This window comes from Micromonospora echinaurantiaca, from assembly GCF_900090235.1.
Lineage (GTDB): Bacteria > Actinomycetota > Actinomycetes > Mycobacteriales > Micromonosporaceae > Micromonospora > Micromonospora echinaurantiaca.
This window is the reverse complement of record NZ_LT607750.1, coordinates 4,941,947-4,961,741: the sequence shown is the minus strand read 5'-3', so window position 1 is coordinate 4,961,741 and position 19,795 is coordinate 4,941,947. Positions and strand designations below refer to the sequence as shown.

17 protein-coding genes and 3 tRNA genes are annotated in these 19,795 nt (G+C 74.6%); 14 read left to right on the top strand and 6 right to left on the bottom strand.

The window, feature by feature from the left end:
• Positions 1 to 10 precede the first annotated feature (10 nt).
• A complete protein-coding gene (locus GA0070609_RS22255) occupies positions 11 to 1,297 on the bottom strand; it encodes a hypothetical protein (RefSeq protein ID WP_088995570.1) in 1,287 nt (428 codons plus the stop codon).
• A gap of 174 nt (positions 1,298 to 1,471) precedes the next feature.
• Between GA0070609_RS22255 and GA0070609_RS22250 the strand changes: the two genes are divergently transcribed.
• The 4 genes from GA0070609_RS22250 to GA0070609_RS22235 all read left to right on the top strand — a co-directional run bounded on the left by GA0070609_RS22250 (position 1,472) and on the right by GA0070609_RS22235 (position 2,885).
• Positions 1,472 to 2,275 carry a fumarylacetoacetate hydrolase family protein gene (locus GA0070609_RS22250; RefSeq protein ID WP_088995569.1) on the top strand — a complete coding sequence of 268 codons (804 nt, stop codon included), beginning with the start codon at positions 1,472 to 1,474 and terminating at the stop codon, positions 2,273 to 2,275.
• A 106-nt stretch (positions 2,276 to 2,381) separates the two neighbouring features.
• Positions 2,382 to 2,453: transfer RNA gene (locus tag GA0070609_RS22245), tRNA-Gln, on the top strand.
• A gap of 135 nt (positions 2,454 to 2,588) precedes the next feature.
• Positions 2,589 to 2,661 (top strand) — tRNA-Glu (locus GA0070609_RS22240).
• Between the two features lie 151 nt (positions 2,662 to 2,812).
• Positions 2,813 to 2,885 (top strand) — tRNA-Glu (locus tag GA0070609_RS22235).
• A 177-nt stretch (positions 2,886 to 3,062) separates the two neighbouring features.
• On the opposite strand, the gene GA0070609_RS22230 is transcribed toward GA0070609_RS22235, so the two are convergent.
• Positions 3,063 to 3,749 (bottom strand): IclR family transcriptional regulator, encoded by a 687-nt coding sequence (locus tag GA0070609_RS22230; RefSeq protein WP_013284529.1) that lies wholly within the window; start codon positions 3,747 to 3,749, stop codon positions 3,063 to 3,065.
• Between the two features lie 49 nt (positions 3,750 to 3,798).
• Here GA0070609_RS22230 and leuC point away from each other — a divergent pair, with 49 nt between their 5' ends.
• The 4 genes from leuC to GA0070609_RS22210 all read left to right on the top strand — a co-directional run bounded on the left by leuC (position 3,799) and on the right by GA0070609_RS22210 (position 8,750).
• Complete coding sequence (gene leuC / locus GA0070609_RS22225) at positions 3,799 to 5,250, top strand: 3-isopropylmalate dehydratase large subunit (RefSeq protein ID WP_088995568.1); 1,452 nt, start codon at positions 3,799 to 3,801, stop codon at positions 5,248 to 5,250.
• 15 nt (positions 5,251 to 5,265) lie between these two features.
• Positions 5,266 to 5,853, top strand: a complete 588-nt coding sequence (gene leuD, locus GA0070609_RS22220; protein ID WP_088995567.1) for a 3-isopropylmalate dehydratase small subunit — start codon at positions 5,266 to 5,268, stop codon at positions 5,851 to 5,853.
• Positions 5,854 to 6,025: 172 nt separating this feature from the next.
• A complete protein-coding gene (locus GA0070609_RS22215) occupies positions 6,026 to 6,628 on the top strand; it encodes an HU family DNA-binding protein (protein WP_172899387.1) in 603 nt (200 codons plus the stop codon).
• A 172-nt stretch (positions 6,629 to 6,800) separates the two neighbouring features.
• A complete protein-coding gene (locus GA0070609_RS22210) occupies positions 6,801 to 8,750 on the top strand; it encodes an endonuclease/exonuclease/phosphatase family protein (protein ID WP_231928377.1) in 1,950 nt (649 codons plus the stop codon).
• A gap of 116 nt (positions 8,751 to 8,866) precedes the next feature.
• On the opposite strand, the gene GA0070609_RS22205 is transcribed toward GA0070609_RS22210, so the two are convergent.
• The 4 genes from GA0070609_RS22205 to cofC are packed head-to-tail and all read right to left on the bottom strand — an operon-like array spanning position 8,867 to position 13,043.
• Positions 8,867 to 9,799, bottom strand: coding sequence for an NUDIX hydrolase (locus GA0070609_RS22205; protein WP_088995565.1), 933 nt, complete (start codon positions 9,797 to 9,799; stop codon positions 8,867 to 8,869).
• 24 nt (positions 9,800 to 9,823) lie between these two features.
• The gene (locus GA0070609_RS22200; RefSeq protein ID WP_088995564.1) at positions 9,824 to 12,133 is read right to left on the bottom strand and encodes an RNA degradosome polyphosphate kinase; all 2,310 of its coding nucleotides are present in this window, start codon (positions 12,131 to 12,133) and stop codon (positions 9,824 to 9,826) included.
• Positions 12,134 to 12,186: 53 nt separating this feature from the next.
• Entirely contained in the window at positions 12,187 to 12,384 is a 198-nt protein-coding gene (locus tag GA0070609_RS22195) for a cold-shock protein (RefSeq protein ID WP_088995563.1), read from the bottom strand.
• Between the two features lie 23 nt (positions 12,385 to 12,407).
• Positions 12,408 to 13,043 carry a 2-phospho-L-lactate guanylyltransferase gene (gene cofC, locus GA0070609_RS22190; protein WP_088995562.1) on the bottom strand — a complete coding sequence of 212 codons (636 nt, stop codon included), beginning with the start codon at positions 13,041 to 13,043 and terminating at the stop codon, positions 12,408 to 12,410.
• 128 nt (positions 13,044 to 13,171) lie between these two features.
• Here cofC and GA0070609_RS22185 point away from each other — a divergent pair, with 128 nt between their 5' ends.
• The 6 genes from GA0070609_RS22185 to GA0070609_RS22160 all read left to right on the top strand — a co-directional run bounded on the left by GA0070609_RS22185 (position 13,172) and on the right by GA0070609_RS22160 (position 19,794).
• Positions 13,172 to 13,912 (top strand): lysophospholipid acyltransferase family protein, encoded by a 741-nt coding sequence (locus GA0070609_RS22185; protein ID WP_088995561.1) that lies wholly within the window; start codon positions 13,172 to 13,174, stop codon positions 13,910 to 13,912.
• Positions 13,909 to 14,907 (top strand): NAD(P)H-dependent glycerol-3-phosphate dehydrogenase, encoded by a 999-nt coding sequence (locus GA0070609_RS22180; RefSeq protein ID WP_088995560.1) that lies wholly within the window; start codon positions 13,909 to 13,911, stop codon positions 14,905 to 14,907. Before GA0070609_RS22185 ends, GA0070609_RS22180 begins: the two co-directional genes overlap by 4 nt.
• A 5-nt stretch (positions 14,908 to 14,912) precedes the next feature.
• Positions 14,913 to 16,049, top strand: coding sequence for a cystathionine gamma-lyase (locus GA0070609_RS22175; protein WP_088997901.1), 1,137 nt, complete (start codon positions 14,913 to 14,915; stop codon positions 16,047 to 16,049).
• A gap of 164 nt (positions 16,050 to 16,213) precedes the next feature.
• Entirely contained in the window at positions 16,214 to 17,002 is a 789-nt protein-coding gene (locus GA0070609_RS22170; protein ID WP_088995559.1) for a putative protein N(5)-glutamine methyltransferase, read from the top strand.
• Positions 17,003 to 17,284: 282 nt separating this feature from the next.
• Positions 17,285 to 18,514, top strand: a complete 1,230-nt coding sequence (locus GA0070609_RS22165) for a trypsin-like serine peptidase (protein WP_088995558.1) — start codon at positions 17,285 to 17,287, stop codon at positions 18,512 to 18,514.
• A 227-nt stretch (positions 18,515 to 18,741) separates the two neighbouring features.
• Positions 18,742 to 19,794, top strand: coding sequence for an ROK family protein (locus GA0070609_RS22160; protein ID WP_231928375.1), 1,053 nt, complete (start codon positions 18,742 to 18,744; stop codon positions 19,792 to 19,794).
• The last annotated feature ends 1 nt before the right edge of the window (position 19,795 follow it).

Genomic DNA, 19,795 nt, shown 5'->3' with positions numbered 1-19,795 from the left:
CGCCGGCAGGTCAGGGCACGTCCACCCGCACCCCGGCGGAGAAGACCCCGCTGCGCAGCTCCAACTGGGTCGGCGGTTGCCGCCCGGTGACGGTGAAGACCAGCGGCAGCACCATCCGGGTGCCGGCCGCCACCGGCCGGGCGAAGACGTCCCGGCCCTGGTTGGCCGCCCGGGTGGCCAGCTCGTCGGTGCTGACGAAGTTGCCGTCCGGCAGGTACGCCCGCTGCAGCCGGCCGTGCCAGCTCTGCTGCTCCGGGCTGACGTTGCGCACCCCCACGGTGGCCTGGCACCGCCGGCCGCCCACCCCCGGGTCGCAGGCGAGGCGGTAGACGGTGAACTCGAAGGCCGACTCGCGCAGCGGCACGCCGACCGGGCCGTTCACCCCGCGGCCGATCCACGCCCCGCTCGTCGGCTGGCTGTCGGTGTCGACCGCGGCGACCCGCTGGGTGGCCGTCCAGCCGGCCGCGCCGACCGTGCCGGCCAGCACCGCCGCGGCCACCCCGACCAGCAGCCACACCGGCGGGGTGCGGCGACGCTCCGGCGGCCGGGGCGCGGCCGGGCGCGGGTACACGGCGCCGGGCCCGTCGCTGGCCAGGGCCGCGGCCACCGGCCGGCGCCGGCGGCGCCAGACCCAGAGGGTGCCGACCGCGGCGAGCAGCAGCACCGCGGCGAGTCCGGCCAGCACCACGGGTGTCTGGCGCCACACCGGAGCCTCGGTCACCTCGGCGGCCCGCACCGGCGCCGCGTTCCAGGTCGCCGTCGCGCAGTCGTACGGCCGGCTGCCGTCACCGGCGAAGGCGCAGGCCGGCGCGGTCAGCGGGCGGCCCGGCGCGGCGGTGGTGAGCGCGGTACCGAGGGTGGTGGTGCTCTTGGCCGGCAGCCGGAGCCGCCAGGTCACCTCGATGGGCGAGGCCTGCCCGGCGGACCGGACGGCCCGTCCGCCCGAGGAGATCGCGGTGGCCGACGAACCCGGCGGCAGCTCCTGCCGGACCGTGGTGTCCACCGGCGCGCTGCCGGTGTTGCGCACCTGGATCCGGTAGCGCGGTGCCGGCGTGCTCTCCGGTGCGACCGCCACGGTGACCGGTGACGGGGCCGGTGCCGGAGCGGCCCGGGTCGGAGTGGGCACCGCCGGCGGTGCGGACGGCATGGCCGGTGCGGGTGTCTGCGGGGCCGCCGCCGGTCGTGGCCGGGCGGCGGCCGCCTCCGGGGCCGGGTGCAGCGCCGGCAGCGCGGCGAGGACGCCGAGGCAGTGGACGAACACTGCGAGGGCCTTGTGGTGTCGTGTCGATGCAGGCATACGAACGAACCTCCGCAGCCGACGCTAGGGGCGGCCGGACGTCGTGCGGGTACGAAGCGGGGAATCCCGCCCCGCCGACCGGTGGTCCGGGTATCGTGCCCGGGCGCCGCGCCGGTACCGCTCGCCGGCCGTGGCGGCGGCCGGGACGGCTCCGAACGGGGATAGATTGGCCCGGTGCGTATCGCTCGTTTCGCTCATGCCAAGGGAATGTCGTTCGGGGTCGTCGAGGGGGAGCTGGGGGCCGGCCCGCAGGGGCTGACCATCGCCGAGATCGAGGGCCACCCGTTCGGCCAGCTCACCTTCAGCGGCGCCCGGTGGGCGCTCTCCGACGTCCGGCTGCTCTCGCCGATCCTGCCCAGCAAGGTGGTCTGTGTCGGCCGCAACTACGCCGAGCACGCCGCCGAGCACGGCAGCGAGGTGCCCAAGGAGCCGCTGCTCTTCCTCAAGCCGTCCACCTCGGTGATCGGGCCTCGGGACGCGATCCGGCTGCCGATCTTCTCCAAGCAGGTCGAGCACGAGGCGGAGCTGGCGGTGGTGATCGGCGCGCCGGGCGCCCGCCGGGCCGACCGCGCCGCCGCGGAGCGGGCCATCTTCGGCTACACCTGCGCCAACGACGTCACCGCCCGCGACCTGCAGCGCTCCGACGGCCAGTGGACCCGGGCCAAGGGCTTCGACTCGTTCTGCCCGATCGGGCCGTGGATCACCACCGGGCTGGACGTCAGCGACCTGGAGATCCGGTGCGAGGTGGGGCGCGGGCCGGAGGAGATGGAGGTCCGCCAGCTGGGGCGGACCCGGGACATGGTCTTCGACGTGCCGGCGCTGGTGTCGTACATCTCGCACGTGATGACGCTGCTGCCGGGGGACGTGGTGCTGACCGGCACGCCGGCGGGGGTTAGCCCGCTCACGGACGGGGATACGGTCACCGTACGAATCGAGGGCATCGGCGAGCTGAGTAACCCGGTGGTGCCCGTCGCATGACGCGTCGAGAGCCCGTTTCCGCAGCTCAAGGGCGGTTTCGGGGGGCTCGATTTGGCCTGTCGGCACCGGGAGGGTAAAGTTTGTCCCCGGCGCCGCAAGGGGCCAATGGGGTATGGGGTAATTGGCAGCCCGACTGATTCTGGTTCAGTTAGTCTAGGTTCGAGTCCTGGTACCCCAGCAAACCGGTGTTCGTGAGAACGTCGGTCGCTGGATTCTGTTGGAGTCCGCGCCGGTCCCGCGAAGGGATCGGCGAGGTCTCTGGTAAGGTTCAGCGGCGCCGCTCGACAGAGCGGCATGGCAACACAGAGGTTCTGGCCCCGTCGTCTAGCGGCCCAGGACGCCGCCCTCTCAAGGCGGTAGCGCCGGTTCGAATCCGGTCGGGGCTACATCCGGGTACGGCCCGTCTCGCTTCGGTGAGGCGGGCCGTTCCGCTTCTGCCCGGTCTACCCGCCCCGACCCGGTCCACACCCGGTGAGGGGACGCCGCTACACTACAGCGGCAGCCGCCCGCGAGGGCGGTGAATGCAGGAAAGTGCCTGGCCCCGTCGTCTAGCGGCCCAGGACGCCGCCCTCTCAAGGCGGTAGCGCCGGTTCGAATCCGGTCGGGGCTACACCCAACAGCCCGCCTCGCTCCCGCGAGGCGGGCTGTTCCCTTCCCCTCCCCACCCGCCGCCCCCGCGCACTCCCACCGCCCGGTTGATCATGAAGTTATTGCTCCGCACATCGGCGTGTCGGGCCAATAACTTCATGATCAACGAGGCGAGGGTCGGGAGGGGGCCGGTGGGGGGTTAGAGGCCGGAGAGGCGTTGGCCGGCGCGGACTACGGCCATGGCGTGGCGTTCGCCGGGGCGGCGGCCGAGGCGTTCGATCGGGCCGGAGATGCTGATCGCGGCGATCACCCGGCCGGTGCGGTCGCGGATGGGGGCGGAGACGCTCGCCACACCGGCCTCCCGCTCGGCGACGCTCTGCGCCCAGCCGCGCCGGCGGACCTCGGCCAGCGTGCGGCCGGTGAACTTGGACCGGGGCAGCAGCGGCATCACCGCCTCCGGCGGCTCCCAGGCGAGCAGGATCTGCGCCGCCGACCCGGCGGTCATCGGCAGCACCGAGCCGACCGGCACGGTGTCCCGCAGGCCGCTGGCCCGCTCGGCGGCCGCCACGCAGATCCGCTCGTCGGCGCGGCGGAGGTAGAGCTGGGCGCTTTCGCCCGTCGCGTCCCGCAGTGCCGCCAGCAGCGGCTCCGCCGCGGTCAGCAGCACGTCCGGCGCGGCGTTGGCCAGCTCGCCCAGGCGCGGGCCGGGGCGCCAGCGGCCCTGGGTGTCGCGTACCAGCATTCGGTGGATCTCCAGTGCCTGTGCCAACCGGTGCGCCGTTGCCCGGGGCAGCTTGGTGCGTTCAACGAGTTCGGCCAGGCTGGCGCCGTCGACGCAGGCGGCCAGGATGACCACCGCCTTGTCGAGAACGCCGACACCGCTCATACTGTGTCCCACAAGCCGAAATTTACCTCCCAGAATTTAGGATGTCCAGATGGTGGGAGTCACTCCCGAGCCGGCGCCCAGGACCCTGGCCGAGAAGGTCTGGGACGCGCACGTCGTACGATCCGCCGAGGGCGAGCCGGATCTGCTCTTCATCGACCTGCACCTGCTGCACGAGGTGACCAGCCCGCAGGCCTTCGACGGACTGCGGCTCGCCGGCCGCCGGGTGCGCCGCACCGATCTGACGATCGCGACCGAGGACCACAACACCCCGACCGGGTACGCCGATCCGGCTTTCCGGTCGCGGCGCGGTGACCTGCTCACCATCGCCGATCCCACCTCGCGTACGCAGATCGAGACGCTGCGCCGCAACTGCGCCGAGTTCGGCATCCGGCTGCACCCGCTGGGCGACGACAACCAGGGCATCGTGCACGTGATCGGTCCCCAGCTCGGCCTCACCCAGCCGGGCATGACCATCGTCTGCGGCGACTCGCACACCGCCACCCACGGCGCGTTCGGGGCGCTCGCCTTCGGCATCGGCACCAGTGAGGTGGAGCACGTGCTGGCCACCCAGACGCTGCCGCAGGCCCGCCCGAAGACGATGGCGGTCAACGTCACCGGGCAGCTCGGCCCGGGCGTCACCGCCAAGGACCTGGTGCTCGCCCTGATCGCCCAGGTGGGCACCGGGGGTGGCCGCGGCCACGTCGTGGAGTACCGCGGCGAGGCGATCCGGTCGCTGTCCATGGAGGGGCGGATGACCATCGCCAACATGTCCATCGAGTGGGGTGCCAAGGCCGGCATGATCGCGCCGGACGAGACCACCTTCGCGTACCTCAAGGGGCGGCCCAACGCACCGCGCGGCGCCGACTGGGACGCGGCGGTGGCCTGGTGGCGGACGCTGCCCACCGACGAGGGGGCGACCTTCGACGCCGAGGTGACCCTGGACGCCAGCCGGATCACCCCGTTCGTCACCTGGGGCACCAACCCCGGGCAGGGCGCGCCGCTGGGCGCCTCGGTGCCGGATCCGGAGGAGTTCGTCAGCGAGAGCGAGCGGACCGCCGCCCGGCGGGCCCTGGAGTACATGGACCTGCGTCCCGGCACCGCGCTGCGCGAACTGCCGATCGACGTGGTCTTCGTCGGTTCCTGCACCAACGGCCGGCTGGAGGACCTGCGGGCCGCCGCCGACGTGCTGCGCGGGCACCGGGTCGCCGACGGCGTCCGGATGCTGGTGGTGCCCGGCTCCGCCGCGGTCCGTGAGGCGGCCGAGGCGGAGGGGCTGGACAAGGTCTTCACCGACGCCGGGGCGGAGTGGCGGTTCGCCGGCTGCTCGATGTGTCTGGGCATGAACCCGGACACCCTCACCCCCGGCCAGCGCTGCGCCTCGACCTCCAACCGGAACTTCGAGGGCCGCCAGGGCCGGGGCGGACGCACCCACCTGGTCTCCCCGCCGGTCGCCGCCGCCACCGCCGTGGTGGGCCGGCTGGCCGCTCCCGCCGATCTGTAGAAGGGCACACCGCAGATGGAGAGGTTCACCACCCACACCGGCACCGCCGTGCCGCTGCGCCGGTCCAACGTGGACACCGATCAGATCATTCCGGCCGTGTACCTCAAGCGGGTGACCCGGACCGGATTCGCCGACGGTCTGTTCAGCGCCTGGCGCGAAGATCAGCAATTCGTGCTGAACGATCTCGCGTATTCGGGAGCGTCGATTCTCGTGGCCGGCCCCGAGTTCGGCACCGGATCTTCCCGCGAGCACGCCGTCTGGGCGCTGCGGGACTGGGGGTTCCGCGCCGTGATCTCCCCGCGCTTCGGCGACATCTTCCGCGGCAACGCGCTCAAGGAAGGTCTGCTCCCGGTCGAGCTGGAATTGAAGGCGGTCGAAGAAATCTGGACTCTCGTCGAGGCCGACCCGACCACCCCGGTCACCGTCGACCTGGCCGCCCGACAGGTCCGGGCCGGGGACGCCACCTGGTCGTTCCCGCTGGACGACTTCAGCCGCTGGCGGCTGATGGAGGGCTTGGACGACATTGGACTCACCCTCCGACACGAGCCGGAGATCAGCGCTTTCGAGGCGCGCCGGCCGGCGTTCCTGCCGACCGTCGGATAGCCGTACGCCCCAGCCCACATCGGTTTCCGCCCCCACCGGTTCTGCCGGTGGGGGCGAATCCGTTGCGACACAAGGGCTTTTTTCCACCGAATGTTTGTGTCCCGGCAGCACAGGGCATACCGTGCGCGCAGAATGGCTCGCGTCGAGTCAGTTGCACAATCGGGAGGAAGTCGTGAACAAGGCCGAGCTCATCGAGGCGCTCGCCGTTCGCCTGGGGGACCGGAAGACGGCGACGGCCGCGCTCGACGCGGTCCTCGCTGAGGTCCAGGCGGCGGTAACCAAGGGCGAGAAGGTGGCCATCACCGGTTTCGGAGCGTTCGAAAAGCGCGTCCGGGGCGCGCGAACAGCGCGGAACCCCCGTACCGGCGAGGCGGTGAAGGTCAAGAAGACATCCGTGCCGACCTTCCGGCCGGGTGCCGGGTTCAAGGAGATGGTGGCCAGCGGCAAGGTGCCGAAGGCCACGGCGGCGGCGAAGAAGACCACCACGGCCGCCGCCAAGACCACCGCCGCCAAGACCACCGGCGCCAAGGCCACCGGGGCCAAGGCGACCGCCGCCGGCAAGAAGACCGCCCCGGCGAAGAAGAGTGCCGCGGCCACCAAGGCCGCCGCGGCGAAGAAGACCACCACCAAGAAGACCGCCCCGGCGACGAAGAGCGCCGCGGCGACCAAGAAGGCCACCGCGGCGAAGAAGACCGCCACGGCCAGCAAGAGCGCGGCGGCCAAGAAGGCGCCGGCGAAGAAGTCCCCGGCCAAGAAGGCAGCGACCCGCCGCTGACCCGGCCCGTACCGCAGGGGCGTCCACCGTCGTGGTGGGCGCCCCTCGGCGTATCGGCGTATCGCCGTCTCGGCGTACCGCTGTCTCGGCGATGATGGCCGTCGATCCGGTGTCGACCGGGTCCGGAGTCGGCAGCCGTTGACCGGAAAGCGGTCCCGCGCGCAGAATCGCCGTGCCGACCAACCCCGCCGGTCACGAGAAGAGGGCGCCGGTGCGCTACCGCCACCTCACCACCGCCGCGCTCGCCCTGGGCCTCGTCCTCCTCACCGACGTGCTGCGGGTCTGGCTGCCGTCGATCATCACCATCTTCGGGCAGGCGGCGTCCACTCCGGCGGAGCTGATGGGCGCCTTCGCGCTCGGCTGGTTCCTGCTCGCGCTGGCCGCGCCGCCGCTGGTCCGGCGGGTCGGCGTACGGCGGATCACCCTCGCCGCCGCGGTGCTGCTGGCCGCGGTCCGGCTGGCGCTGACCGCCGCCCCGGGCGGCCGGGCCCAACTGTGGCTGGCCACCGCCGGTCTGCTGGCCGGTCTGCTGTGGTTGGCCGGCGTCGCCGCCGGCACGCCCCGACCGGTGCCCGGGCTGGCGCTGGGGCTCGCCCTCGCCGCCGTCGGGCACGCGTTGCTCGACACGTACGACCTGGTCTGGCGCGGCGACTGGCTGGCCTGGTCGGCCAGCGGCGTGCTGGTTGCGCTCTTCCTGGCCACGGCGCTCCCGCACCCGTCGAGCCGGCCGGCGCAGCCGGCGGCCGGTGGCGGTCGGGCCTGGCTGTTGGTCGGTCCGGGACTGCTGCTGGCCGGCATGGTCGCGCTCTCCCCGGCGCTCGCCGGCACGGCGATGTCCTACTGGTCCGGCCCGGGCGACGGCATCGCCGGGCCACCGCCGCTGGGCCTGGCGCTGGCCGGCGGGGCGATCGGGCTCTTCGTGCTCGCCGCGCTGGCACCGGTACGGCGCTGGTGGCCGGCCGCGCCGGTGGCCCTGCTGCTCGGCGCGCTGCTCTTCGCCCTCGACCGGCCGGCGCTGCTCGTCCCGGCGGTCCTGCTGACCGCCATCGGCCTCGGCGGCTGCCTGGCCCGCACCGACGCGCCCGTACCCGACGGCGATCCGGCCACCGTGGCTGAGGACGCCGCCGGCCACGGCCGGGCGGACCTGCGGCGGGGCTACGCCGCCGTCGCCGGGATGCTGGTCTTCGCGGTCGCCGCCATCGGCTACTACGCCGCCTACGACCTCGGCTACCCCAACGGCTGGGCGCCGGTCGCCGTGGCCGCGCTGGTCGCCGGGGTGGACGTGACCGCCCCGACGCCCGCGCACCGCCCGCCGGCGACGCTGCCCCCGGTGCGGACGGCCGCCGTGCTGGCCGCGGTGACCCTGCTCGCCGCGTGGGGGCACGGGCTGTGGCTGGTGTCGAGCAACCGTCCCGGTCCGCCGCAGACCGTCCGGCTGGTGGCCTACAACGTGCGGATGGGTTTCGGGTTGGACGGGCGGTTCGACCTGACCGGCCTGGCCCGGGTCGTCCGCGCCGAACGGCCGGACGTGGTGGTGCTCAGCGAGGTGGACCGGGCCTGGCTGCTCAACGGCGGCCACGACACGCTCACCCTGCTGGCGAAGCGGCTCGACATGCCGTACGTCTTCGCGCCGGCGGCCGACCCGGTCTGGGGTGACGCCGTGCTGAGCCGCTGGCCGACCAGCGCGCCGCGCACCCGGGCGTTGCCGGCGGTCGGCGCGCCCACCGGGGCGCAGGCGCTCGCGGTCGACCTCGACCTCGGTGGCGGGGTCCGGCTCGCGGTGGTGAGCACCCACCTGCAACCCCCGCCCGGCCAGGAGCCGGTGGTCCAGGCCCGCGCGGTCGCCGAGTTCGCCACCGGGTACGCCGCCGACCGCCCGCTGGTGGTCGCCGGCGACCTGAACACCGAACCGGGCGACGCGGCCTTCGCCGAGTTCACCCGGGCCGGCCTGGTCGACGCGCTGGCGGCGGCCCGGCCGCTGCCCACCAGCCCGGCCGACGACCCGCGCCAGCAGATCGACCACGTCCTCGTCTCGCCCGGTCTCGCCGCCACGGACGCGGTGGCGCCGCGCAGCGAGGCCAGCGACCACCTGCCGGTCGCGGTGACGCTCACCCTGCCCTGAGCCGGGCCGCCGGCGCTCGGAGCCGCAGCGGCGCGACGGGTCCGGGCGGCGCAGCGCCCCTGCCGAGGCGCGGGGCAACAGCAGGTGCCCCGGCGGCGGCCCGCGGCCCCGCCGGCTCAGAGGCGGTCGGCGGCGAGCAGGCGGTCGCCGGCGAACGCCAGCAGCCAGCCGCCGCCCTTCGGGGTGCTGAAGTCGTCCGCCCGCCCGGTGAGCCGGGCCAGGGCGCCCGGGATCACCCTGCCCTGGCTGCACACCGCCACCGACCCGCCGGGGGCGGCCAGCTCGACCAGCCGGGCGGCGGCGGCCAGCGCGCACTCGTCGGGCTGCTGGCCCGGCCGTGGCTCGTCCAGGTCGCCGACCACCTCGATCGGCAGGTCGAGTTCGGCGGCCGCCGGGTCGAGGGTCTGCACGCACCGCCGCGCCGAGGCCGACACCAGCCGCGCCGGGCGTACCAGCGCCACCAGCGGGACCAGCGCGTGCGCCTGCGACCAGCCGCGGGCGTCCAGCGGCCGGCCGGTGTCCGGGCCGGTCCAGGTGCCCCGCTGGCCGGCGTGCGCGTGCCGGACCAGCGCCACCGTCGCGGTGACCGCCGGCAGCGCGGCGAACGCGGCCAGCACCTCCGCGTCGTGCGGGTAGCTGACCAGCCGGATCGCCTCGTCGACGCCGAGCCAGCGCACCTCGTCCACCTCGGTGCCGGGCTCGAAGCCGCCGTTCGCCACCGCCCGCATCGACCAGTAGTCGACCGCCTTGGGCCGGCCCTCGCTGCGGTAGCGCACGGTGGGCAGCCGCACCTGCGGCACGGCCCGCACGTCGGTCTCCTCCGCCACCTCCCGGACGGCGGCCACCAGCGGTCGCTCGCCCGGTTCCAGCTTGCCCTTGGGCAGCGACCAGTCGCCGTAGCGGGGGCGGTGCACCAGGCAGACCGCCGGGCCGTCCGGCCCGCCCGGACGCCAGACCACCCCGCCGGCGGCCCGGATCCGCGTCGCGTCGTCGGGATCGTCGGCCGGCCCGGTCCGGCCCGCGCCGGCCGAATCCCGCTCATCCAGCATCTGGTCAGCCTATGCGCGCCACGGTCAGCTCGCGGTGCCAGCGACCCGATGCAGCAGGAGTTCCTGCAGCTGGGTCAGGGGCGCCTCCGCGGTGCCGGTACGCCGGGTCCAGGTGCCGTCCGCAGCCAGCTCGAAGGCGTCCACCTCCGGGCTCATCGCGGCGGTCAGCACCTGGTCCAGCTCGGCCCGGGCGATCGGGTCGCTGACCCGTACCAGCGCCTCGACCCGGCGGTCGAGGTTGCGGTGCATCAGGTCGGCCGAGCCCATCCAGAACTCGGCGTTGCCGTTGTTGCCGAACCGGAAGATCCGGGAGTGCTCCAGGAACCGGCCGAGGATCGACCGCACCCGGATGTTCTCCGACAGCCCCGGCACCCCGGGACGCAGCGTGCACATGCCGCGGATCAGCAGGTCGACGTGCACACCGGCCCGGGAGGCCCGGTAGAGGGCGTCGGTGATCTCCTCGTCGACCAGGGCGTTCACCTTGAACTGCACCAGGCCCGGCACGCCGAGCCGGACGTGCGCGATCTCGCGTTCGATCCGCTCGATCAGGCCGCTGCGGATGCCCTGCGGCGCCACCAGCAGCCGCCGGTAGCCGGTCTGCCGGCTGTAGCCGGTGAGCACGTTGAACAGGTCGGTCAGGTCGGCGCCGATCTCCGGGTCGGCGGTGAGCATGCCGAAGTCCTCGTAGAGCCGGGCGGTCTTCGGGTGGTAGTTGCCGGTGCCGATGTGGCAGTAGCGGCGGATCTGGTTGCCCTCCTGGCGTACCACCAGGGCGGTCTTGCAGTGCGTCTTCAGCCCCACCAGGCCGTAGACCACGTGGCAGCCGGCGCGCTCCAGGGTGCGGGCCCAGCCGATGTTGGCCACCTCGTCGAACCGCGCCTTCAGCTCGACCAGCACCACCACCTGCTTGCCGGCGGCGGCCGCGTCGACCAGCGCGTCCACGATCGGGGAGTCGCCGCTGGTGCGGTAGAGGGTCTGCTTGATGGCCAGCACGTCCGGGTCGGCCGCGGCCTGCTCGATGAAGCGCTGCACGCTGGTGGCGAACGAGTGGTACGGGTGGTGCACCAGGATGTCGCCGTCGCGCAGGGTGGCGAAGACGCTGCGCGGCACCTCGCCCTCGGTCAGCCGGGGGTGGGTGGCCGGCACGAACGGCGGGTCCTTCAGGTCCGGCCGGTCGGCCTCGTTGTAGACCTGCCAGAGCGCGGAGAGGTCGAGCAGGCCGGGCACCCGCAGCACGTCCTGGTCGGCCATGTCCAGCTCGCGGACGAGCAGCTCCAGCATGTGGTCCGAGATCGAGGCGGCCACCTCCAGCCGGACCGGCGGGCCGAACCGGCGGCGGGCGAGTTCCCGCTCCAGCGCCTGCAGCAGGTCCTCGTCGCGGTCCTCGTCGACCTCCACCTCGGCGTTGCGGGTGACCCGGAACAGGTGGCACTCCACCACCTGCATGCCGGAGAAGAGCTGCCCCAGGTGCACCGAGATCAGGTCCTCCACCGGCAGCATCCGGACGCCCGGCCGGTCGCGGTGCACCCGGACGAACCGGGGCACGTTGTTCGGCACCTTCACCCGGGCGAAGAGCTCCGAGCCGCCGTCCGGCTCGCGGACCGCCACCGCCAGGTTCAGCGACCGCCCGGAGATGTACGGGAACGGGTGCGCCGGGTCGACCGCGAGCGGGGTGAGCACCGGGAAGATCTGCTCCCGGAAGTACGCGCGCAGCCGCTCCCGTTCGGCGTCGTCCAGCTCCGTCCAGCGCAGGATCCGGACGTCCTCGGCGGCCAGCCTCGGCAGCACGTCGTCGACGAAGCAGGCGGCGTGCCGGGCGACCAACGTCGCTGTCTTCCCGGCGATCAGCTCCAGCTGGGTGCGCAGCGGCATCCGGTCGCCGCCGCGGACCGGCAGCCCGGCCTGGAGCCGCCGCTTCAGCCCGGCGACCCGCACCATGTAGAACTCGTCCAGGTTGCTGGCGAAGATGGCCAGGAACTTGGCCCGCTCCAGCAGCGGCGTGCGGGGATCCTCGGCCAGCGCCAGCACCCGCGCGTTGAAGTCGAGCCAGGACAGCTCCCGGTTGAAGAAGCGGTCCTCGGGCAGCGGCGGGGCAGCGGGCGCCTCGTCGACGGCCGGCGCGCCGACCTCCGGGTCCAGCACCTCCTCGAGCCCGGCCGAGGCGGCACCGGCGTCGGTGCCCGGCCCGAGCGGGTCGACTGCGGCGTGCGCGGTCTCGGCGGCGCCGGCGGGACGGAAGCGGCCGTCGGCGCCCCGGGCGCGGGTGCCGTTGCGGGGGGCGGCCGGCTCGGTGGCGCGCGGCGGGCCGGCGGGATGCTCGCGAGGGGTGCTCACCCGCTCATAATCACCCGACCCGGGTTAACGCAAAATGAACTTGGCGCGGTCGGTCAGGCCATCGTCGGCAACGTCACCCGGACGACCGCACCGGTGGCGTCCCGGTCGATCCGCACCCGCTGGCCGAGGCGGAGCAGCCGCAGCCCGGAGGCGTCGAACGCCCGGGCGGGGAAGGGCAGCTCGGTGCCGTCGTCGAGGAGCAGCAGCCCACTGCGGGTCGCCGCGTCGAAGGTGGCCACCGTGCCCTGCATGCCAGCACCGTACACCGGGCGGGTCAGGCCGGGCAGCGGGCCGCGGCGAGCGCCGCCGTGCGCGGCCCCAGCCCGAGGCGGACCGCCGCCGCCAGGTCGGCGGCGGTGTCCACGTCCCGGCGCAGGCTCGGCCAGTTCCCGACCAGCGGCAGCGCCCCGCTCGCCGCGTGCGCGCCGGCCGAGCCGACCCCGAACCGGGGGTCCAGCGGCGTCCCGGGTGGCGCGGCGAGCAGCACGGTGCCGTCGCCCGGGGCGTCGGCCACGAACCGGCGTACCCCCGGCGGGCCGGCGCAGACCGCCCGCAGCGCCGCCGCCAGCTCGGCCGGGCGCAGCGCGGGCAGGTCGGCGGTGAGCCCGGCCACCCACCCGCCGCCGGCCGCGGCCGCGCCGTGCCGGAACGCGGCGTTCAACCCGGCGCCCGGCCGGTCGGGCAGCACCCGGGCGCCCGCGTCGCGGGCCGCCGCGGCCACCCGGGCGTCGTCGGTGACCACCAGGATCTCGGCCACCGCCGGGCAGGCCCGCACCGCGGCGACGGTGTCGGTCGCCAGGGCCAGCGCCAGCTCCTCGTGCGGTACGCGCGCCAGCGCGCCCCGCAGCCGGCTCTTCGCGGCGGCCAGGCGCTTCACCGGCACCACCACGGTCCAGGTCGGCTGACTCACACCCGCAATCCTGCCAGCCGGCCGGCGGTACCCTCACTGGCCGTACCGAGGGCGAGCAGGCATGATTTCCCGCGGCGGGTGTCACCGGCGGGTCCGGTGCGCGGGTCGGGGCGGCACGAGGAGGCGCAGTGACACGGCGGAGGCTGGGGTTCTGGCAACGGTTCGCCGTGGTGGTGGTCAAGCCGGTGATGACCGTCTGGACCCGGCGCACCTGGCGCGGCATGGAGCAGCTGCGCCGCGAGGGCGGGGTGATCGTGGTGCCCAACCACCTCTCGCACGCCGATCCGCTGGTCTCCGCGCACTTCATCTACGACTCCGGGCGGTGGCCGCAGTACCTCGGCAAGGCCAGCGTGTTCAAGGTTCCGGTGGTCGGCTGGATCCTGCACCGGTGCAAGCAGATCCCGGTCGAGCGGGGCACGGTGGACGCGGTCCGGTCGCTGGACGCCCTGATCGCCGCGCTGAACGAGGGCGGCGCGGTGGTGATCTACCCGGAGGGCACCATCACCCGGGAGCCCGACCTGTGGCCGATGAAGGGCAAGACCGGCGCCGCCCGGCTGGCGCTGGCCACCGGCGCCCCGGTCATCCCGGTCGCCATGTGGGGGCCGGAGCGGATCTTCGACCCGCGGACCACGCGGCTGAGCCTGCGGCCCCGGATCCCGGTGTCGGTGGCCGCCGGACCACCGGTCGACCTGAGCGCGTGGGCGGGCGCCACCCCGACCCGGGCCACCCTCGAGGAGATGACCGACGCGATCATGCTGAGCATCCGCGACCTGCTCGCCGAGATCCGTGGCGGCACCCCGCCGCCGCTGTGGGAACGACCGACCCGCCCGACCCCGAGCGAGGGGCAGCGGCCGGAGGCGGCGGCATGAGCGGGCATGTGGCGGTGCTCGGGGCGGGCTCGTGGGGGACGGCGTTCGCCAAGATCCTCGCCGACGCCGGTCGGGACGTCACCATCTGGGCCCGCCGTCAGCCGGTTGCCGACACCATCCGCGCCGAGCGGCGTAACCCGGAGTACCTGCCGGACCTGGTGCTGCCGGCGGGGGTGACCGCGACCGGGGACGCCGCCGAGGCGATCACCGGTGCGGAGCTGGTGGTGCTGGCCGTGCCGTCGCAGACGCTGCGCGGCAACCTCGCCGGCTGGGCCGGGCAGCTGCACCCGGACGCCACCCTGGTCTCCCTGATGAAGGGCATCGAGCTGGGCACCACCAAGCGGATGAGCGAGGTGATCGTGGAGACCGCCGGGGTGGCGGCGGACCGGGTGGTGGTGGTCTCCGGCCCGAACCTGGCTCCGGAGATCGCCGCCGAGCAGCCGGCCGCCACCGTGGTCGCCTGCACCGACTCGGACCGGGCCACGCTGGTGCAGCGCTCCATCACCACGCCGTACTTCCGCCCGTACACCAACGACGACGTGATCGGCTGCGAGCTGGGCGGCGCGGTCAAGAACGTGATCGCCCTGGCGTACGGCATCGCCACCGCGATGGGCTTCGGCGACAACACCCGGGCGATGCTGGTCACCCGGGGGCTGGCCGAGACGGCCCGGCTCGGGGTGGCCCTCGGCGCCGACCCGCTGACCTTCGCCGGCCTGGCCGGGATGGGTGACCTGGTCGCCTCCTGCTCGTCGCCGATGGCCCGCAACCGCACCTTCGGCGAACACCTCGGCCGGGGCGCCACCCTGGAGGAGGCCCGGGTGGCCACCCGGCAGACCGCCGAGGGGGTCAAGAGCGCGCTGGCCATCCGCGACCTGGCCCGGGCGCACGCGGTGGAGATGCCGATCACCGAGCAGGTGGAACTGGTCTGCCACGAGGGGGTCGACCCCAGACTGGCGGTGGCCGCCCTGATGAGCCGTACGACGAAACCGGAGTGAGCGAGATGGCCGACCAGCACGACGGAACCCGGTGCGTGCACGCCGGGCTGCCCGACCCGGTGCCGGGGGAGCCGTTCCTGCCCGGGCCGGTCTTCGCGGCGCCGTACCACCTCGACCCGTGGCAGGGCCCGGCGGCGACGCCGAACGGGTACGGCCGGCCGGACAACCCGACCCGGCGGCTGCTGGAGGCGGCGATCGGCGACCTGGAGGGCGGCGACTGCCGGGTCTTCGCCAGCGGGCAGGCGGCGATCACCGGGCTGCTGCTGGCGGTGCTGCGGCCGGGCGACACCGTGCTGCTCCCCGCCGACGGCTACTTCCCGGTGCGGGCGTTCGCCAGCGACACCCTGGAGCGGTTGGGGGTGCGGGTGGCCTTCGTACCGACCGTCGGCCCCTACCCGTCCCTGGAGGGGGTCCGGCTGGTGCTGGTGGAGACGCCGGCCAACCCGGGCCTGGACGTGGTCGACGTGCCGGCGCTGGCCGCCCGGGCGCGCGCCGCCGGCGCGCTGCTGGCGGTGGACAACACCACGGCCACCCCGCTCGGGCAGCGCCCGCTCGATCTCGGCGCCGACCTGGTGGTCGCCTCCGGCACCAAGGCCCTGACCGGTCACTCCGACCTGCTGCTCGGTTACCTGGCCAGCCGGTCGGCCGAACTGCTCGACACGGTCACCGCCTGGCGGACCACCACCGGCGCGATTCCCAGCCCGTTCGACGCCTGGCTGGCGCACCGCTCGTTGGCCACCCTGGACCTGCGGCTGGCCCGGCAGACCGCGAACGCGGAGGCGCTCGCCCGGCTGCTCGCCGACCGCCCGGACGTGACCGGGGTGCGCTGGCCCGGGCTGCCGGACGACCCGGCGTACCCGGTGGCGTCGGCGCAGCTGCGTCGGGTGCCCGGGGTGCTCTCCTTCGACCTGGGCGACGCCGACCGGGTGGCCCGGTTCCTCGACGCCGCCCGGCTGGTCGCCGCGGCCACCTCCTTCGGTGGTCTGCACACCAGCGCCGACCGGCGGGCCCAGTGGGGCGACGACACCGCGCCTGGCTTCGTCCGGCTCTCCTGCGGCGTGGAGGACACCGTCGACCTGGTCGCCGACGTCACCACCGCGCTGGACGCCGCCGGACCGGGCGGTGCGGCGACCGCCGGTTGAGCTATCGTCTCGGTGGCCCGCACCGGGCCCGACCGTGGCCCGGGTGGGGCCCCGAACCGAGGAGGTGAGTCCGATCCACCAGATGAGCCGGACCGGCGCTCCCTCCCACGTCGCCGCCGAATAGGCGGACCGGGAGCGCCGACGAGCGTTCCCGGAGGTACCCCATGACATCCCGCCACCGTTTCGACCACGCCGACCTCGTGCGCCGGCTGCGCGCCGCCGGCTGCGTCTACGCCGAGGACGAGGCGGACCTGCTGATCGCCGCCGCGGACTCCCCGCGGGCGCTGGCCGACCTGGTCGACCGCCGGGTCGCCGGCCTGCCGCTGGAGCACCTGCTCGGCTGGGCCGAGTTCTGCGGCATGCGGGTCGCCGTCGACCCCGGCGTGTTCGTGCCGCGCGGTCGGACCGCCCTGCTGGTCGACGCCGCCGTCGCGGTGACCGGTCCGGCGGCCGCCGTGCTCGACCTCTGCTGCGGCTCCGGCGCCACCACCCTGGCGCTGGCCCGGCGGCTCGCGCCGCGCTGGCTGGCCGGCGCCGACATCGACCCGGCGGCGGTGGCCTGCGCGCGGCGCAACCTCGCCGGCACCGGAGTCGAGGTGTACCAGGGCGACCTGTTCGACCCGGTCCCGCCGGCCTGGCGGGGACGGCTGGACCTGGTGGTGGCCAACGCCCCGTACGTGCCGACGGCGGCGGTGGCGTTGATGCCGCCCGAGGCGCGGCTGCACGAGGCGCCGGTGGCCCTCGACGGCGGGCCGGACGGCCTGGCCGTGCTGCGCCGGGTGGCCGTGGGCGCCGCCGAACGGCTGGCCCCCGGCGGGCACCTGGTGGTGGAGACCAGCGGCGCCCAGGCGGACGCGCTGTGCGCGCTGCTCTCCGCCGCCGGCCTGATCCCGACCGTGCTGCGGGACGACGACCTGGAGGCCACCGCCGTCACCGCCCGCCGCCCCACCTGACCCCGCGCCCGGCCCGCCCGGCCCTCCGGTCGGGCGGGCCAGGCGGTCCATCCCGGCCAGCGCACCGCTGTCGTCGGCGCGGCCGCCGCGACCGTGACTCCGAGGCCGCCAGCCGCTGCCGAACGACTGCCCGACGCTGACGGCTGACCCGATCACGCCGCGCCGGCGGCGAGCGGGGACCTGAACCCATACCATCAGATAGATAATCTTGTATGTATCGATCGGCTCCGGTATGAAGTCCGCAAGGGCGGCGACGGGCCGCCTCCTTGGGGAGGAGCGACGATGAAGCAATCTCGACTCCGCGTGCGGACGGCGGCGGTCGCGTTCGCCGCCTGCGCGCTCGGGCTGAGCCTGGTGTCGGCGCCCGCCGTCGCGGCGGACCCGGACCAGCCTCTCGCGCCGCAGTCCGAGCGGGCTCCCGAGTCGGAACAGTTCTCCGCCGAGGGCGTCACCACGGTCGGTGAGCTGCGCACGGTCGACGGGTCGCTGTCGTACGCCCGCGACGGCCGTACGCAGGTCATCCGGCACCCCGGCGCGGCGTACGTGAAGGTGCACTTCAGCTCGCTGCGGCTGGGGCACGGCGACTACGTCACCGTGTCCAGCCCGGACGGCCGGGAGAGCTACCGGTACGACCGCTCGCTGAACCGGGCGACCGGCTCGGACTACACCACCGACGGGCGGCCGGGGTTCTGGGCCATGTCGGTGGACGGCGACACCGCGGTGGTGAAACTGCACAGCAACCGCCGGTCGGGCGGTGCGGCCGCGACCATCGACCGGCTCTGGCGCGGGTACGACGCCGCGGAGATCGGCCGGTACAACTTCTCCACCCAGTCCGTGTGCAGCACGGACGCCCGCCGCGACGTGGTCTGCTACCAGAGCAGCCACCCCACCGAGTACGCCCGGGGCAACGCGGTGGCCCGGTTGCTGATCAGCGGCGGTGGCATGTGCACCACCTGGCGGGTCGGCAACACCAACCGGATGCTGACCAACAAGCACTGCATGTCGACGCAGTCCACCGTCAGCGGCAGCGAGATGCAGTTCAACTACCAGTGCGCCACCTGCGGCGGCAACAACCCGGGCGCCGGCACGAAGGTCAGCGGCGCCACCCTGTACAAGGTGAGCGCCGGCGGCTCCAGCCAGTTGGACTACGCCCTCTTCTCGGTCAACAACTTCAGCAGCATCCAGGGATTCGGCACGCTGTACCTGGCGACGACGGCCACCGCCACCGGCACGCGGATGTACATCCCGGGCCACGGCGACGGCCGGCCGAAGCGGCTGTCGATCTACGAGGACAGCCAGGGCGGCGCGCTCTGCACCGTACGGAACGGGAACTACAACACCTGGAACATCAGCTACAGCTGTGACACCTCGGGCGGCAACTCGGGCTCTCCGGTGCTGAACGGCAGTCACCGTGTGATCGCCCTGCACCACCTCGGCGGCTGCCCGTCGAACCAGGGCGCCAAGGCTCACCTGATCTACAACGAGATCGCCAGCCTGATCGACAACGGCTGACCGACGACGGCGGCCGCCGGAGCGCGACGCGTTCCGGCGGCCGTCGGTGTCCGGCCCGTACCGGCGCGCCGGTGTCGCCTGGCGCGCCTGCCACCGCGGGTGCGGTGGGCGTGACGGGCGCGGCCGCGGATGCCGTGGCGTGACCGGCTCGGCCGGGGTGCGGGCATGGCGGAGCCCGGCGCCGGGAACTAGCCTTCCGGCAGGTCACTACGACGGGAGGCGGCGCGGTGGGCGGCGTGGAGGGCGCGGTGGTCGTCGGCCTGGACAACGGCGGCACCAGCAACAACGCCACGGTGCTCACCGTGGACGGCCGGTTCCTGGTGGACGGCCTGGTGGAGACCCCCAGCGAGGTGCTGGCCGGCCCGGAGGTGGCGATCGAGGCGCTGGCCCGCGCGTTCGACGGGGTGCTGGCGTTGACCGGGATCCCGCGCGGGCAGGTGCGCGCGGTCGGCCTGGACACCCCCGGCCCGGCCAGCGCGACCGGGGTGATCTCGTCCCGTGGGTCGACGAACTTCTCCCAGCCGGCCTGGCGCGGCTTCGACGTACGCGGCGCGCTGGAGCGGCGGCTCGGGCTGCCGGTGGTCTACCACAACGACGGGAACGCGGCCGCGCTCTACGCCCACCACGCGTACTTCGGTGGCGAGGCGATGCGGCGCTCGTCGGTGTCGGCGATCGTCGGCACCGGGCTGGGCGGCGGCGTGGTGGAGAGCGGCCGGGTGGTGGCCGGCGCCGCCGGGATGGCCGGGGAGCTGGGCCACGTGCACATCCCGCTCACCGGCCTGCTCGCCCCGGACCAACCCGTGCCGACCTGCGCCTGCGGCTTCGCCGGGGACGCGGAGAGCATCGCCTCGCTGACCGGGATCGCCCGCAACCTGCTGCCGTACTGGCTGACCCGCCACCCCGGCCACCCGCTCGCGGCCGAGCCGCCGGCCCGGGCGGCGAAGCTGGTCCGCGGCTACGGGGAGCGCGGCGACGCGCTGGCCCGGGAGATCTTCACCCAGCAGGCGATGGCGCTCGGCCGGCTCTTCACCGTCGCGGCGAACTTCACCGACCCGCACGCGTACTTCGTCGGTGGCGGCGTGGTGGAGGCGGAGCCGGAGTTCCGGGACTGGTTCCTGGCGACCGTACGCGAGCACACCGTGCTGCGTGCGGAGCAGGCCGAGGTGGCCACCTTCGCCCTGGTGCCCGAGCGGGACATGGCCGGCGCCCGGGGCGCGGCGATCGCGGCGCTGGAGGCGCTGCGCGCCGAGCCGGCCCCGCGACCGCTGGTGGGCGGCTGAG

Coding starts and splice junctions, on each gene's coding strand:
- GA0070609_RS22255 (WP_088995570.1), bottom strand. CDS start 1,297: ATGCCTGCATCGACACGACACCACAAGGCCCTCGCAGTGTTCGTCCAC.
- GA0070609_RS22230 (WP_013284529.1), bottom strand. CDS start 3,749: ATGAGCGGTGTCGGCGTTCTCGACAAGGCGGTGGTCATCCTGGCCGCC.
- leuC (WP_088995568.1), top strand. CDS start 3,799: ATGGTGGGAGTCACTCCCGAGCCGGCGCCCAGGACCCTGGCCGAGAAG.
- leuD (WP_088995567.1), top strand. CDS start 5,266: ATGGAGAGGTTCACCACCCACACCGGCACCGCCGTGCCGCTGCGCCGG.
- GA0070609_RS22205 (WP_088995565.1), bottom strand. CDS start 9,799: ATGCTGGATGAGCGGGATTCGGCCGGCGCGGGCCGGACCGGGCCGGCC.
- GA0070609_RS22195 (WP_088995563.1), bottom strand. CDS start 12,384: ATGCAGGGCACGGTGGCCACCTTCGACGCGGCGACCCGCAGTGGGCTG.
- GA0070609_RS22180 (WP_088995560.1), top strand. CDS start 13,909: ATGAGCGGGCATGTGGCGGTGCTCGGGGCGGGCTCGTGGGGGACGGCG.
- GA0070609_RS22175 (WP_088997901.1), top strand. CDS start 14,913: ATGGCCGACCAGCACGACGGAACCCGGTGCGTGCACGCCGGGCTGCCC.
- GA0070609_RS22170 (WP_088995559.1), top strand. CDS start 16,214: ATGACATCCCGCCACCGTTTCGACCACGCCGACCTCGTGCGCCGGCTG.
- GA0070609_RS22165 (WP_088995558.1), top strand. CDS start 17,285: ATGAAGCAATCTCGACTCCGCGTGCGGACGGCGGCGGTCGCGTTCGCC.